Raw genomic sequence first — 12,853 nt, forward strand, 5'->3', positions numbered from 1 at the left:
GCGGTCGCAACCGGCTCCCGGGGACACGAGAAGGCCCCGCGCCCCCCGGGAGCCGGGGGCGGGGGGCCTTCTCGCGGGACGCGCGGCGGAGGGGCCGTCAGGCCTTCTGGCGGGCCTCGACGGCCTGCTTGTAGAGGCGGCCGGCCCGGTAGGACGAGCGCACCAGCGGACCGGACATGACCCCGGCGAAGCCCATGTCCTCGGCGTCCTTGGCGAACTGCACGAACTCCTCGGGCTTGACCCAGCGCTCCACCGGGTGGTGGCGCGGGGTGGGCCGCAGGTACTGGGTGACGGTGAGCAGGTCGCACCCGGCGTCGCGCAGGTCGCGCATGGCCTCGAGGACCTCCGCCGGCTCCTCGCCCATGCCCAGGATCAGGTTGGACTTGGTGACCAGCCCGGCCGCCCGGGCCTTGGCGATGACGTCCAGGGAGCGCTCGTAGCGGAAGCCGGGACGGATGCGCTTGAAGATCCGCGGCACGGTCTCGATGTTGTGCGCGAACACCTCGGGCGCGGCGGAGAAGACCTCCTCCAGCTGTGCCTGGTCGCCGTTGAAGTCGGGCACCAGCAGCTCGACGCCGCAGCCGGGCAGCAGCGTGTGGATCTGCCGGGCGGTCTCGGCGTACAGCCAGGCGCCGCCGTCGGGCAGGTCGTCGCGGGCGACACCGGTCACGGTCGCGTAGTTGAGGCCCATCTGGCGGACCGACTCGGCGACGCGGCGCGGCTCGTCGGTGTCGTACTCCTTGGGCTTGCCGGTGTCGATCTGGCAGAAGTCGCACCGCCGGGTGCACTGGTCGCCGCCGATGAGGAAGGTCGCCTCGCGGTCCTCCCAGCACTCCGAGATGTTGGGGCAGCCCGCCTCCTGGCAGACCGTGTGCAGGCCCTCGCGTTTGACCAGCGCCCGCAGCTCGGTGTGGTTGGGCCCGGTCCGGAACCGGGTCTTGATCCACTCGGGCTTCTTCTCGATCGGGGTCTCGGCGTTGCGAACCTCCAGGCGGAGGAGCTTTCGGCCATCAGGAGCCACGGTCATGCTCCCTCCTTCGTCGGTCGCATGACCAAGGTGCTGTGCCTATCGGCTCGCTTGCTTCGCTCGCTCACGATCCCACCTTACGTCCCTGCGGAGTTCGGAGCGGACCCGGGGGAGACCGGGGGAGGAGGGGACCGCTAGTGCCGGAAGAGCTCCTCCTCGGGCAGGTCGAAGGCCTGCGCGCGCAGCGCCTCGGCCAGCCGCTTCTCGGCGTACGGCACGACGTCGTCGACCACGATCCGGCGGCCGGTCTCCGCCGAGAGCGAGGAGACGCCCGCGTCGGCGAACCCGCAGGGGACGATCCGGTTGTACCAGCTCGGGTCGTTGGAGCAGTTGAGCGCGTAGCCGTGCATCGTGACGCCGCCCGCGACCCGGATGCCGACCGCGCCGATCTGGCGGTCGGGCAGGCCGTGCGAGGGGTCCCCGGCGACCCAGACGCCGCTGCGCCCGGCGACCCGGACCGCGCTCACCCCGAAGTCGGCGCAGACCTGGATGAGGGACTCCTCCAGCAGGCCGACGTAGGTGACGACGTCCAGCCGCCCGCCCAGCCGGACGACGGGGTAGCAGACGAGCTGCCCCGGGCCGTGCCAGGTGATGCGGCCCCCGCGGTCGACGTCGATGACGGGGGTGCCGTCGGCGGGCCGCTCGTGCGGGGCGGTGCGCCGGCCGGCGGTGTAGACCGGCGCGTGCTCGAGCACCAGGCAGGTGTCCGGCATCCGGTCGGCGACGCGGGCGGCGTGGATCCGCCGCTGGAGATCCCAGGCCTGCTCGTAGGGGACATCGACGCCAAGACGGACGACTGCCAGCTCGCTCACGGCTCAAGAGTAGTTGACCTGGGGGAGCCCGTCAGGACGCCAGCAGGCGGGGCTCGATGCGGAACTCCTTGACCCCGTCGGCGCCGTCGTGCTCGATCCGGTAGGCGCCCGCGCCCTCGCGCACGCTGACGGCCTGGATGAACTCGGTGCCGACGTAGTGGAGCCCGACGCCCTCGTCGGCGGCGTAGCCGCCGGGCAGCTCGCCGGAGGCCACCGAGGCGTGCAGCAGCTCGCGCCGCTGCGGGTCGGAGTCGTAGTGCACGCCGCACGAGTACGGCAGCAGGGCCAGGCCCTCGGCCCACGGCCGCAGGACCGGCCCGAAGGAGTCGGTGTTGCCGCCGACGTGCCAGCAGAGCGCGCCCGCGCTCTGCCCGGACAGCACCACGCCGGCCTTCCACGCCTCCTCGAAGGCCTCGTCCAGGCCGTGCAGCCGCCACAGCGCCGCCAGGTTGGCCACACTGCCGCCGCTGACGTAGATCATGTCCTGGCTGAGGATCCACTCGCGCGGGTCCTCGACGTTCGGCATCGGGAACACCGTCAGGTGGCTGATCTCGACGTCCCAGTCGCGGAACGCCCCGTACATCTTCAGCAGCCAGTCGGCGTCGTCCCCGGTCGCGGTGGCCAGCAGACCCAGCCGGGGCCGGTCCTGGCCGGTGAGGTCGAGGGCGTAGCGCAGCAGCGGGCTGGCCTCGATGAAGCCGTAGCGGGCGGAGGGGCGGAACGAGCCGCCGCCGATGGCGAGGATGTGGGACTGGCCGGATCTGCTCATGACGTCGATCTCCCCGGTTACTCCAGTGGGAACAGGGACCCTAGAGTACGGCGGAGAGTGCCTCGTTGAGACGGATATGCCGGAACGCGTAGCCCGCGTCGAGCAGCCGCCGGGGCACCACCCGCTGCCCGGTCAGCACCCCCTCCTGCGCGAACTCGCCGAGCGCGGCGCGGAGCACGGGCGCGGGCACGGCCAGCGGCATCGCCGGCCGGTGCACCGCCCCGGCCAGGGCGGAGGTGAAGGCGGCGTTGGTCACCGGCTCCGGCGCGGTCACGTTCACCGGCCCCGAGACGCCCCCGCCGTCCTGGCCGCCCGCCCGGCCCGCCATGAGGTGCCGTACGGCCCCCACCCAGTCGTCCAGCGAGATCCACGACCAGTACTGCCGGCCGGAGCCCAGCGGCGCCCCCAGCCCGAGCTTGAAGATTGGCAGGATCCGGCCGAGCATGCCGCCCTCGCGGCTCAGAACCAGCCCGGTCCGGAGCGTCACGGTCCGGATGCCCGCCTCGGCGGCCGGACGGGTCTCGGCCTCCCAGGCCCGCACCACCTCGGCGAGGAAGCCCTCGCCGGGCGGGGCCGACTCGTCCACCTCGCGGTCGCCGGTGTCCCCGTAGTAGCCGACCGCGGAGGCCGACAGCAGCACCGCCGGCCGGACCGGCTGGGACGCCAGCGCCGCCACGAGCGTGCGGGTGCCGTCCACGCGGCTGCGCATGATCTCGCGCTTGCGCTCGTCGCTCCAGCGCCGGTCGCCGATCCCCGCGCCGGCGAGGTGCACCACCGCCTCCGCCCCGCGCAGCGCCGCCGGGTCGATGAGGCCCTTCTCGGGGTTCCAGAACGACTCGTCGGTGCTCTGCGGCGCCCGCCGTACCAGGCGGACCACCCGGGACCCGTCGGCGCGCAGCGACCTGACCAGGGCCGAGCCCAGCAGGCCGGAGGCGCCCGTCACGATGACCGTCATACGCCCCAATCTAACCGGCGCCGTCCGCGGTCCCGAGGCGGCGCGCTCCGGGCCGCGGACCGGTCCGCCGCGCGGCCCCCGGAGGGCCGGAACCCTCGGGAGAGGCCGGGCCCGGGCGGATCCGGGAGCGGGGGAGGGGCCGGGGAGCGGCGGGGGGAGAAGGGGGCCGGGAAAAGGGGCCGGGCCGGTCCTCGCGGTGCGGACCGGCCCGGTGGGCTCGGCGGAGCCGGGCGTCGGAGGCCCGTCAGCGCTCCGTCAGAGGCCCAGCTGCCCGTCGAAGTTGCCCTCCTCCAGACGACGCTTGATCGTCGTCAGGAAGCGGGCGGCGTCGGCGCCGTCGACCAGGCGGTGGTCGTAGCTGAGCGCGAGGTACACCATCGAGCGGACGGCGATGACCTCGCCCTCGGGGGTGTCCACGACGACCGGGCGCTTGACGACCGCGCCGGTGCCCAGCATGCCGACCTGCGGCTGGTTGAGGATCGGCGTGTCGAACAGCGCGCCCCGGCTGCCGGTGTTGGTCAGCGTGAACGTGCCGCCGGTGATCTCGTCCGGGCTCACCTTGTTGGTGCGGGTGCGCTCGGCCAGATCGGCGATCTTGCGGGCGAGGCCGGCGATGTTGAGGTCGCCGGCGTTCTTGATCACCGGGACGAGCAGGCCGCGCTCGGTGTCCGTCGCGAAGCCGAGGTGCTCGACGTCGAAGTAGGTGACCTCGTTGGTCTCGCTGTTGATCGTGGCGTTCAGCTTGGGGTGCTGCTTGAGCGCCTCGACCGCGGCGAGGGCGAAGAACGGCATGAAGGAGAGCTTGACGCCCTCGCGCCGCTGGAACTCGCCCTTGGCCCGGTCGCGCAGGCGCGCGATCCGGGTGACGTCGACCTCGACCACGGTGGTGAGCTGGGCCGAGACCTGCAGCGACTCGACCATGCGCTTGGCGATGGTCTGACGCAGGCGGGACATCTTCTCGGTACGGCCACGCAGGGTCGTGTCCACCTCGACCGGCTCGGGGGCCGGGGCGGCGGCCGGGGCCTGCGCGGCGGGGGCGGCCGGGGCGGCGGGCTGCGCGGCGGCCGGGGCCTGCGCGGGGGTCCGCTCACGTTGGGCGCGCGCGGCCTCGAGCACGTCCTGCTTGCGGATGCGGCCGCCGACGCCCGTGCCGCTCAGGCTGTCCAGGTCCACGTTGTGCTCGGCGGCCAGCTTGCGGACCAGCGGCGTGACGTAGGGGCTCTCGCCACCGGCGGCCGGGGCCGGGGCGGCCTGCGGGGCCGGAGCCGGAGCGGGGGCGGGCGGAGCCTGGGGCGCCGGGGCGGCCTGCGGGGCGGGCTGCGGGGGAGCCGGAGGAGCCGGCGGGGCGGCCTGCGGGGCGGGCTGCGGGATGGAGGAGATCGGCGCCTGCGGGGCCGGCGCGGGCTCGGGCTCGGGGGCCGGAGCCGGGGCCGCGGGGGCCTCCGCCGGGGCGGCGGCGCCCTCGGTGGCGTTCTCGTCGATGAGAGCCAGCTCGGTGCCGACCTCGACGGTCTCGTCCTCCCCGACGATGATCTTGACGAGGATCCCGGCCGCGGGCGAGGGGATCTCGGTGTCCACCTTGTCGGTGGAGACCTCGAGGAGCGGCTCGTCGGCCTCGACGCGCTCGCCCTCCTTCTTCAGCCAGCGGGTGACGGTGCCCTCGGTGACGCTCTCGCCGAGCTGGGGCATCTGTACGGACTTCGGCATGGTGTCTTCTCTCGCGTTCCGAGTGGAGGGCTTCGACTAGTTGTGGACGTGCAGCGGCTTGCCGGCCAGGACGAGCATCGCCTCGCCGACGGCCTCGGACTGGGTCGGGTGCGCGTGGATGAGCTGGGCGACCTCGGAGGGCAGGGCCTCCCAGTTGTAGATCAGCTGACCCTCGGTGACCAGCTCGCCGATGCGGCGGCCCACCATGTGGATGCCGAGCACCGGGCCGTCCTTCTGGGCGATGACCTTGACCGAGCCCTGGGTGCCGAGGATCTGGCTCTTGGGGTTGCCCGCGAGGTCGTAGGAGGCCTCGACGATCTCGTAGCCGCGCTCCCGGGCCTGCGCCGAGGTGATGCCGATGGAGGCGACCTCGGGGTCGGAGTAGGTGATGCGGGGCACGCCGTCGTAGTCGATCGCGGGCGGGTTGAGGCCGGCGATGTGCTCGGCGACCATGATGCCCTCGGCGAAGCCGGCGTGGGCGAGCTGCAGGGTGGGGATCAGGTCGCCGACCGCGTAGACGCCCGGCACGCTGGTCTGGCAGTGCTCGTTGACGACGACGGTGCCGCGCTCGATCGCGACGCCCGCCTCCTCGAAGCCCATGCCGGCGGTGACGGCGCCGCGGCCGACGGCCACCAGCAGCAGCTCGGCCTCGAGGGTCTTGCCGTTGGCCAGGCTGACGACCACGCCGGTGTCGGTGGTCTTGACGCCCTCGAAGAAGACGCCCAGCTCCTGCTTGATGCCGCGGCGGCGGAAGGCCCGCTCCAGCAGCTTGGAGCTGGACTCCTCCTCCAGCGGGAGCAGGTGCGGCAGGGCCTCGACGATCGTCACCTCGGCGCCGAAGGAGCGCCAGACGCTGGCGAACTCCACGCCGATGACGCCGCCGCCCAGCACGACGACCGAGGACGGCACGCGGTCGAGCTTGAGCGCGTGCTCGCTGGTGATGATCCGCTCGCCGTCGATCTCCAGGCCGGGCAGCGACCTGGGCGCCGAGCCCGTCGCCAGCACGATGTTGCGGCCCTCGTAGACGTCGTCGCCCACGGCGACGCGGTTGGAGCCGACCAGGCGGCCCTCGCCCTCGATGATCGTGATGCCCCTGCTCTTGAGCAGGCCCTGCACGCCCTTCCAGGCGCGGGTGACGATCTTGTCCTTGAACGAGTGCACGCCGGGCATGTCGATGCCCTCGAAACGGGCCTTGACGCCGTAGGACTCGCTCTCGCGCGCCTCGTCGGCGACCTCCGCCGAGTGCAGGAGGGCCTTGGTGGGGATGCATCCCCGGTGCAGGCAGGTGCCGCCGATCTTGTCCTTCTCGATCAGCGCGACCGTCTTGCCCAGCTCGGCCGCCCGCAGAGCGCAGGCATACCCACCACTACCGCCACCCAGTACGACGATGTCGTAGGGGCCGCTGCCATCAGCCACAGGAATGCTCCTTGTCGGATCGGTGCGCCGCCGGGGTCGCGCTCCTCGCCCGCCCCCGGCGACCACATCTTTTCACTTGTTCACGTAGCGTGTGCCCTGCTCGCGCAGGGTGACCTCAGCCGGCGTAGCGCTCGGCGAGGCCGATGAGGGTCCGGGTGATCGCGCCGGTCCCGCCCTTCGGCGTGTAGCCGTGCGGCTCGCCCTTGTTGAAGGCGGGGCCGGCCATGTCGATGTGCGCCCAGCGCACGCCCTCCGGCACGAACTCCCGCAGGAAGATGGCCGCGGTCAGCATGCCCCCGAAGCGCTCGGGGTGCAGGTTGGCGATGTCGGCGACGGGGGAGTCGAGACCCTTGCGGAGCTCCTCGGGCAGCGGCATGCCCCAGGCGTTCTCGCCCTGCTCCCCGGCGATCCGGACGACCTCCTCGCGGAGCTCGTCGTCGTTGGCCATGACGCCCGCCGTGCGCCAGCCGAGCGCGACGATCTGCGCGCCGGTGAGCGTGGCGACGTCCACGATCAGGTCGGGGTCGTCCTCGCCGGCGCGGGCGATGCCGTCGGCCAGGACCAGGCGGCCCTCGGCGTCGGTGTCGAGCACCTCCACCGTCTTGCCCGCGTAGCTGGTGAACACGTCCGAGGGGCGCTGGGCGGTGCCGCTCGGCATGTTCTCGGCCAGGCACATGTAGCCGACCGCGTTGACCTTCAGGCCCAGCCGGGCGATGGCGACGAGCGCGCCGAAGACCGCGCCCGCGCCGCCCATGTCGGACTTCATCCAGTCCATCGAGGTGGTGGGCTTGAGCGACAGGCCGCCCGAGTCGAAGGTGATGCCCTTGCCGACGAAGGCGACCGTCTTGGACGCCTCCGGGTGGCTGTAGGCGAGCCGGACCAGGCGCGGCGGGTTGGCGGAGCCCTGGCCGACGGCGACGATGCCGCCGTAGCCGCCCTCCTTGAGGGCGGTCTCGTCGAGCACCTCCACCGAGAGGCCGGCCTCGCCGCCGGTCTGCTCGGCGATCTCCGCGAAACGGGCCGGCCACAGGTCCGAGGGCGGGGTGTTGACCAGGTCGCGGACCAGGGAGACGGAGGCGGCGATCGTGGAGGCGCGCGCGACGGCCTCCTCGGCGTCCTTGGCCCCGCTCAGCACGGTGATCTCGTCCACCGGGGCGGGCTGCTCGCCGCCGGTCCGGTACTTGGTGAAGGAGTAGGCGCCCAGCAGGCCGCCCAGGGCCAGCGCGCCGGTCCGCTCCGCGTCGGGGGAGGGCAGGGCGAGCGCGACCCGGCCGGTCCCGGCCAGGGCGCGGGTCGCGGTGCCCGCGGCACGGCGGAGGGCCTCGGGGTCGTAGTCCCCCTCGGGGGCGTCGCCGAGGCCCACGGCGACGAGGAGCGGGGCGGTCAGCGCGCCGAAGGTCGGAACCTTGGCGATCTCCCCGGTCTTGCCCTTGACGCCCATGGCGCCGAGGGTGGCGGCGAGCCTGCCGCCGAGCGCCTCGTCGAGCCCCTCGGCCCCGGGCGCGGCGCGCAGGCCGTCCGGACCGGAATGGACTCCGACGACCAGCGCTTCGGTGTCGAAAGAGACGACGTTGTCACTTGAGTTCAGCCGCACTGTGGTCACGTGGGCGATGCTAGTCCTGTCGGGGCCCTTCGCGTAAACAGGGGGTCGTCCTACCAATCGGTAGATCCAAAATGGTGCCAATGTATGTGGCTCCATCTGTTCGATGGAGCTAATGTCGACGTCACCATGAGCATCACCCTGGATTTGAACGACTCCCGGCCGCTCCACGTCCAGGTGGCCGGAGCGGTCCGCCGCGCCGTCGCCGCCGGGGCCTACGCCCCGGGCGACCGCCTCCCGCCCGCCCGCGACCTGGCCGCCGCCCTCGGCGTCAACGCCAACACCGTCCTGCGCGCGCTGCGCGGGCTGCGGGACGAGGGACTGCTGGAGTTCCGGCGCGGCCGGGGCGTCAGCGTGCTGCGCCGGCCCGACGCCCGCGGGGTGCTGGCCGAGGCCGTACGCGACCTGCTCGCCCTGGCCGACCAGTACGGCTACGGCCCCGAGGAGGTCGTGCACGTCATCAGGGAGCTGTCGTGACCCTCCGGGTCCCCGCCGCGGACCGGAGCGGGTCCTCCGGACGCCGACGTGCCGCCCGGAGGAGGATCCCCGGGGTGATCCCCGGGGCCCGAGCGGGTCTCCCGGACGGCGTCGTGCCGCCCGGAGGACGGTCCCCGGGACCGGGACGGGTTCCGGAGGCCGAGGAGAGGCTTCCCGGGCCCGGCGGGGACCCGGGAAGCCTCACCACAGGAACGCGCAGGCCACCAGCATGGCGGCCGCGGCGGTCTCGGCGAGCGCGCCCAGCACGTCCCCGGTGATCCCGCCCAGCCGCCGCACCGCCCGGCGCCGCAGCGCCGAGGCCGCCAGTAACCCGGTCGCCAGGGCGAGCGGGAGGCCCGCCAGGACGAGCGGGAACGGCGCGCCGCCCAGCAGCCCGTCCGCGAGGAGGACGACCGGGTCGGATTCCCCCACGACGAGGCCGGGCTCGAGAGGGCAGGAGGGGCCCGGGCACGGCCCGATCCGGTTCTCGACCCCGATGACGAACCCGCGGGCCATCGACGCGATCTCCCCCTCCACCGAGTCGGCGGGGGAGTAGTCCGCGTAGCGGCGGTCGGCGGCGCTCCCGGAGGAAGCGAGCAGGTCGAGGGCGCCGGTGTGGTGGGCGAGCGACAGCACGGCCAGGCCCGCCAGCGAGAGCGCGGTGGCGGCCAGCGCGGGGCCGCGCCGTACGGTGCCCGCGACCGTCGCGCCCAGCCCGCCCGGGCGGGCCGCGGGGACGTTCTCGTGGCAGGCCCAGGTGATCGCCAGCCGCCCGGCGACGCAGGCGGCGACCAGCGCGACCGGCCCGTGCCCGGCGGCGGAGACCTCCGCCAGCGCCACCACCTGCACGCCCAGGACGAAGACCAGCGTCACCACCCCGAACGGGCCGATGTCGGAGCGCTTCATGATGTCCAGGGCCTGTCCGGCGGGCCTGCCGCTGCCCAGTCCGTCGGCCAGGTCGGCCAGCCCGTCCAGGTGCAGGGCCCGGGTGAGCAGCGCCAGCGTGCCGACCGCGAGGAGCGAGGCGAGCAGCGGCGAGACGCCCAGGAAGAGCGCGCCCGCGAGCACGGCCGCCGCGACGGCGCCCAGCGCCGCGCCCACCAGGGGGGCGAGCGCCATCGCCCGGCCGCCCGCCCGGCGGTCCACGGTCCCCGGCCGCACCGGGAAGACGCTCAGCGTGCCGACCGCCAGCCGCAGCCCGTCCCCGAACGTGGACGGGGCGGCGGGGCTCTCCGGGGCCCGCCGGTCCTCGGGATCGTGAGGACTCTCGGGGTCGCGGGGGCTGTCCGGGGGCGGCTGCGCGGGCATGGCCGACGATCGTAGCGCCCGGCGGCTCCGGTACGGGGCGGTGGCCTGACGGGGGAGCGGGGGAGCGGGGGAGAGGCCGGAGACGAGAGGACGGAGAGGGCAGGAGGTCAGGGGTCAGGAGGCAGGGGAGGTGATCGGAGAGGCGGCAGGGCGAGGGCCGTAGGGGCAGGGGCAGAGGGGCAGGGTCAGAGGGGCAGGGGGAGCAGGCGCCCGGCGACGACCAGGGCGACGTCCTCCGTCTCGGCGGCCAGACGCTGGTTCAGCCGGCCCAGCACGTCACGGAAGAGCCGCCCGCCGGCGGTCGCCGGGACCACGCCCAGGCCGACCTCGTCCGAGACGGCCACGACCGGCCTCCGCGCCCGCCGCCACGCGGCCACCAGCTCGTCGCAGCGCTCCTCGGCCCTGGCGAGCGCCCCGGGTCCGCCCTCCCACGCGCCGCACTCGTCGAGGACGGCGGCGACCCAGGTGCCCAGCCCGTCGATCAGCAGGGGCGCCGGCGCGCTCCCCAGCAGCCCGGCCACGTCCGTGCTCTCCACCGTGCTCCAGTGGGCCGGGCGGCGCTCCCGGTGGGCCCGGACGCGCTCGCGCCACTCCGGGTCGCCGTCGCCGGACGGCCCGGTCGCCACGTAGACGACCTCCGGCTCGGCCAGCAGCCGGAGCTCGGCCTCGGCCGACTTGCCCGACCGGGAGCCGCCCAGCAGCAGGCTGCGGCGCGGCAGGCACGGGCGGGCGGGCGTGTCCTCGTCGGTGTCGAGCACCGTCCCGTCCGGTACGGCCCGCACCCCCCACAGCGCGAGCCGCCGCCCCAGCTCGGCCTCGCTCGGCGCCCGGTGGTCGATCCCGACGGCCACGACGTGGGTGCGGCCGGTGACCAGGCCCCGCCGGCGCAGGCCGCCCAGCCGCTCCGGCCGGTCCAGCACGTCGATCAGCACGACGTCGAAGGGCCCGGCGTCACAGGGGCCGTCACAGGGACCGTCCCCGGAGGCGGCGTCCGGCGCCGCGTACAGCAGACGCCGTCCGCCGGCGGTGACGACCGTCTCCCCGGGCAGGACGGGACGGCCGTCGACGAGGACCAGGGCAGGCTTCCGGGGGACGGCCACCCGGGCGCAGGGGGCGCAGGGGCAGCCGGGAACCGGCAGGCCGTACGGGCCCGCCGTACCCTCGAACAGGACTCTCACCCGGCAAGGGTCGCACGGCCCGGCGGGTGCGCGGTGCGCCGGACTCCGAGATCACGTAGGCTCTCGGAGCCGCCTGGGCGCGGCGGAACCGGCAGGAAGGAGCGTGTGGCATGGCGTGGCGCTGGCGTTACGAGAACGCGAACGGCGGAGAGGTGACCGAGGGGGTCGCGCCGGCGGACACGTTCACGAGTCAGTCCGACGCCGAGTCCTGGCTCGGCGAGAACTGGCGCGAGCTGCTGGCGGCCGGCGTGGAGAAGGTCACGCTCCTGGAAGACGACCGGGTCGAGTACGCCGGGATGTCGCTGCGCGAGGAGTAGCCTCGCGCGCTCCCGGCCCTTCACACGAGAGGCCCGGGCCTCCCCCGCCGGGAGAGGACCGGGCCTTCACCGGCCCGGCGGCCGTCCGGTGGACGGAGCGCGGGCGTCCGTCCCTACGGGCGCTTGGGCGGGCTGACGGTCTTGGCCGGGTCCCGCTCGACGATCGGGCCCAGCACGTCGTCGATCTTCTTCATCACCTCGGCGTCCAGCTTGACGCCGGAGGCCTTGACGTTGTCGCGGACCTGCTCGGGCTTGGTCGCGCCGACGATGGCGGAGGACACGTTCGGGTTCTGCAGCACCCACGCCACCGCGAGCTGGGCCATGGTCAGACCCAGGTCGGAGGCGATCGGCTTCAGCTCCTGCACGCGGGCGAGCACGTCGTCGGTGAGCATCCGGGAGATGAAGTTGCTCCCGCTCGGGTCGGTGGCCCGGGATCCGGCGGGCGGCGGCTGGCCCGGCAGGTACTTGCCGGTGAGCACGCCCTGGGCGATCGGGGACCAGACGATCTGGCCGAGGCCCTCCTTCTCGCAGAGCGGCACGACCTCGGCCTCGATGACCCGCCACAGCATGGAGTACTGCGGCTGGTTGGAGACCAGGCGGTCGAAGCCCATCTCGTCGGCGATCTTCAGTGCCGCGGCGATCTGCTCGGCGCTCCACTCGCTGACGCCGACGTAGAGGACCTTGCCCTGCCGCACCAGGTCGTCGAAGGTCTTGAGGGTCTCCTCGAGCGGAGTCTCGTGGTCGAACCGGTGGGCCTGGTAGAGGTCGACGTAGTCGGTCTGCAGGCGGCGCAGCGAGCCGTGGATCGACTCGGTGATGTGCTTGCGGGACAGCCCGCGGTCGTTGGGGCCGGGGCCGGTCGGCCAGTAGACCTTGGTGAAGATCTCCAGAGACTCCCGGCGCACGCCCTTCAGGGCCCGGCCGAGGACCTCCTCGGCCCGGGTGCCGGCGTAGACGTCGGCGGTGTCGAAGGTGGTGATCCCCTCGTCGAGCGCCGCCTTCACGCACTCCTTGGCGGCGTCCTCCTCGACCTGGGAACCGTGGGTGATCCAATTGCCGTAGCTGATCTCACTGACCATGAGACCGCTGCGGCCGAGGTGACGGAATTCCATGGTTCGACCCTAGTAGGCGCCGGGTGGAGATCCGATTCGGGATACTCTGCCCGGCGTGCGACGGTTGATCACTCTCCGATGGGTACGGCTCGCGCTCGCGGCCGGCGCGGCGGCGGCGGTCGTCGCGGTGGCGGTCGTGGCGGTCCGGCTGCGGAGCCGTCCGGTCCCGCCGGGC

At 73.9% G+C, this 12,853-nt stretch carries 12 protein-coding genes; 2 read left to right on the forward strand and 10 right to left on the reverse strand.

What is annotated here, in order from left to right:
- Positions 1 to 97: 97 nt before the first annotated feature.
- From lipA to ACFOWE_RS15610, 7 genes are all read right to left on the reverse strand, one after another.
- Positions 98 to 1,027, reverse strand: a complete 930-nt coding sequence (lipA, locus tag ACFOWE_RS15580) for a lipoyl synthase (protein WP_377288258.1) — start codon at positions 1,025 to 1,027, stop codon at positions 98 to 100.
- A 134-nt stretch (positions 1,028 to 1,161) separates the two neighbouring features.
- Positions 1,162 to 1,839, reverse strand: a complete 678-nt coding sequence (lipB, locus tag ACFOWE_RS15585) for a lipoyl(octanoyl) transferase LipB (RefSeq protein ID WP_377288260.1) — start codon at positions 1,837 to 1,839, stop codon at positions 1,162 to 1,164.
- Between the two features lie 31 nt (positions 1,840 to 1,870).
- On the reverse strand, positions 1,871 to 2,608 hold the full coding sequence (locus ACFOWE_RS15590; protein WP_377288262.1) for a Type 1 glutamine amidotransferase-like domain-containing protein: 738 nt from the start codon (positions 2,606 to 2,608) through the stop codon (positions 1,871 to 1,873).
- Between the two features lie 40 nt (positions 2,609 to 2,648).
- The gene (locus tag ACFOWE_RS15595; protein WP_377288264.1) at positions 2,649 to 3,563 is read right to left on the reverse strand and encodes a TIGR01777 family oxidoreductase; all 915 of its coding nucleotides are present in this window, start codon (positions 3,561 to 3,563) and stop codon (positions 2,649 to 2,651) included.
- A 255-nt stretch (positions 3,564 to 3,818) separates the two neighbouring features.
- Positions 3,819 to 5,270, reverse strand: a complete 1,452-nt coding sequence (sucB, locus tag ACFOWE_RS15600) for a 2-oxoglutarate dehydrogenase, E2 component, dihydrolipoamide succinyltransferase (protein ID WP_377288266.1) — start codon at positions 5,268 to 5,270, stop codon at positions 3,819 to 3,821.
- A gap of 36 nt (positions 5,271 to 5,306) precedes the next feature.
- Positions 5,307 to 6,686 carry a dihydrolipoyl dehydrogenase gene (gene lpdA, locus ACFOWE_RS15605; RefSeq protein WP_377288268.1) on the reverse strand — a complete coding sequence of 460 codons (1,380 nt, stop codon included), beginning with the start codon at positions 6,684 to 6,686 and terminating at the stop codon, positions 5,307 to 5,309.
- Positions 6,687 to 6,801: 115 nt separating this feature from the next.
- A complete protein-coding gene (locus tag ACFOWE_RS15610; RefSeq protein WP_377288270.1) occupies positions 6,802 to 8,289 on the reverse strand; it encodes a leucyl aminopeptidase in 1,488 nt (495 codons plus the stop codon).
- 84 nt (positions 8,290 to 8,373) lie between these two features.
- Between ACFOWE_RS15610 and ACFOWE_RS15615 the strand changes: the two genes are divergently transcribed.
- Complete coding sequence (locus tag ACFOWE_RS15615) at positions 8,374 to 8,763, forward strand: GntR family transcriptional regulator (protein ID WP_377288272.1); 390 nt, start codon at positions 8,374 to 8,376, stop codon at positions 8,761 to 8,763.
- Between the two features lie 201 nt (positions 8,764 to 8,964).
- Here ACFOWE_RS15615 and ACFOWE_RS15620 read toward each other — a convergent pair whose 3' ends face one another.
- Positions 8,965 to 10,071, reverse strand: a complete 1,107-nt coding sequence (locus ACFOWE_RS15620; RefSeq protein ID WP_377288274.1) for an adenosylcobinamide-GDP ribazoletransferase — start codon at positions 10,069 to 10,071, stop codon at positions 8,965 to 8,967.
- A 185-nt stretch (positions 10,072 to 10,256) separates the two neighbouring features.
- Entirely contained in the window at positions 10,257 to 11,249 is a 993-nt protein-coding gene (locus tag ACFOWE_RS15625; RefSeq protein ID WP_377288276.1) for a bifunctional adenosylcobinamide kinase/adenosylcobinamide-phosphate guanylyltransferase, read from the reverse strand.
- Between the two features lie 110 nt (positions 11,250 to 11,359).
- On the opposite strand from ACFOWE_RS15625, the gene ACFOWE_RS15630 reads away from it, so the two are divergent.
- Complete coding sequence (locus tag ACFOWE_RS15630; RefSeq protein WP_377288278.1) at positions 11,360 to 11,566, forward strand: hypothetical protein; 207 nt, start codon at positions 11,360 to 11,362, stop codon at positions 11,564 to 11,566.
- Positions 11,567 to 11,679: 113 nt separating this feature from the next.
- On the opposite strand, the gene ACFOWE_RS15635 is transcribed toward ACFOWE_RS15630, so the two are convergent.
- Complete coding sequence (locus ACFOWE_RS15635) at positions 11,680 to 12,678, reverse strand: aldo/keto reductase family protein (RefSeq protein WP_377288280.1); 999 nt, start codon at positions 12,676 to 12,678, stop codon at positions 11,680 to 11,682.
- Positions 12,679 to 12,853: the final 175 nt, after the last annotated feature.

The organism is Planomonospora corallina (genome assembly GCF_042650625.1).
Lineage (GTDB): Bacteria > Actinomycetota > Actinomycetes > Streptosporangiales > Streptosporangiaceae > Planomonospora_B > Planomonospora_B corallina.

Excerpts from the sequence above, each read along its gene's own strand:
- ACFOWE_RS15590 (WP_377288262.1), bottom strand. The coding sequence starts at position 2,608 with ATGAGCAGATCCGGCCAGTCCCACATCCTCGCCATCGGCGGCGGCTCG.
- ACFOWE_RS15630 (WP_377288278.1), top strand. The coding sequence starts at position 11,360 with ATGGCGTGGCGCTGGCGTTACGAGAACGCGAACGGCGGAGAGGTGACC.
- ACFOWE_RS15620 (WP_377288274.1), bottom strand. The coding sequence starts at position 10,071 with ATGCCCGCGCAGCCGCCCCCGGACAGCCCCCGCGACCCCGAGAGTCCT.
- lipA (WP_377288258.1), bottom strand. The coding sequence starts at position 1,027 with ATGACCGTGGCTCCTGATGGCCGAAAGCTCCTCCGCCTGGAGGTTCGC.
- ACFOWE_RS15615 (WP_377288272.1), top strand. The coding sequence starts at position 8,374 with ATGTGGCTCCATCTGTTCGATGGAGCTAATGTCGACGTCACCATGAGC.
- ACFOWE_RS15595 (WP_377288264.1), bottom strand. The coding sequence starts at position 3,563 with ATGACGGTCATCGTGACGGGCGCCTCCGGCCTGCTGGGCTCGGCCCTG.
- sucB (WP_377288266.1), bottom strand. The coding sequence starts at position 5,270 with ATGCCGAAGTCCGTACAGATGCCCCAGCTCGGCGAGAGCGTCACCGAG.
- ACFOWE_RS15635 (WP_377288280.1), bottom strand. The coding sequence starts at position 12,678 with ATGGAATTCCGTCACCTCGGCCGCAGCGGTCTCATGGTCAGTGAGATC.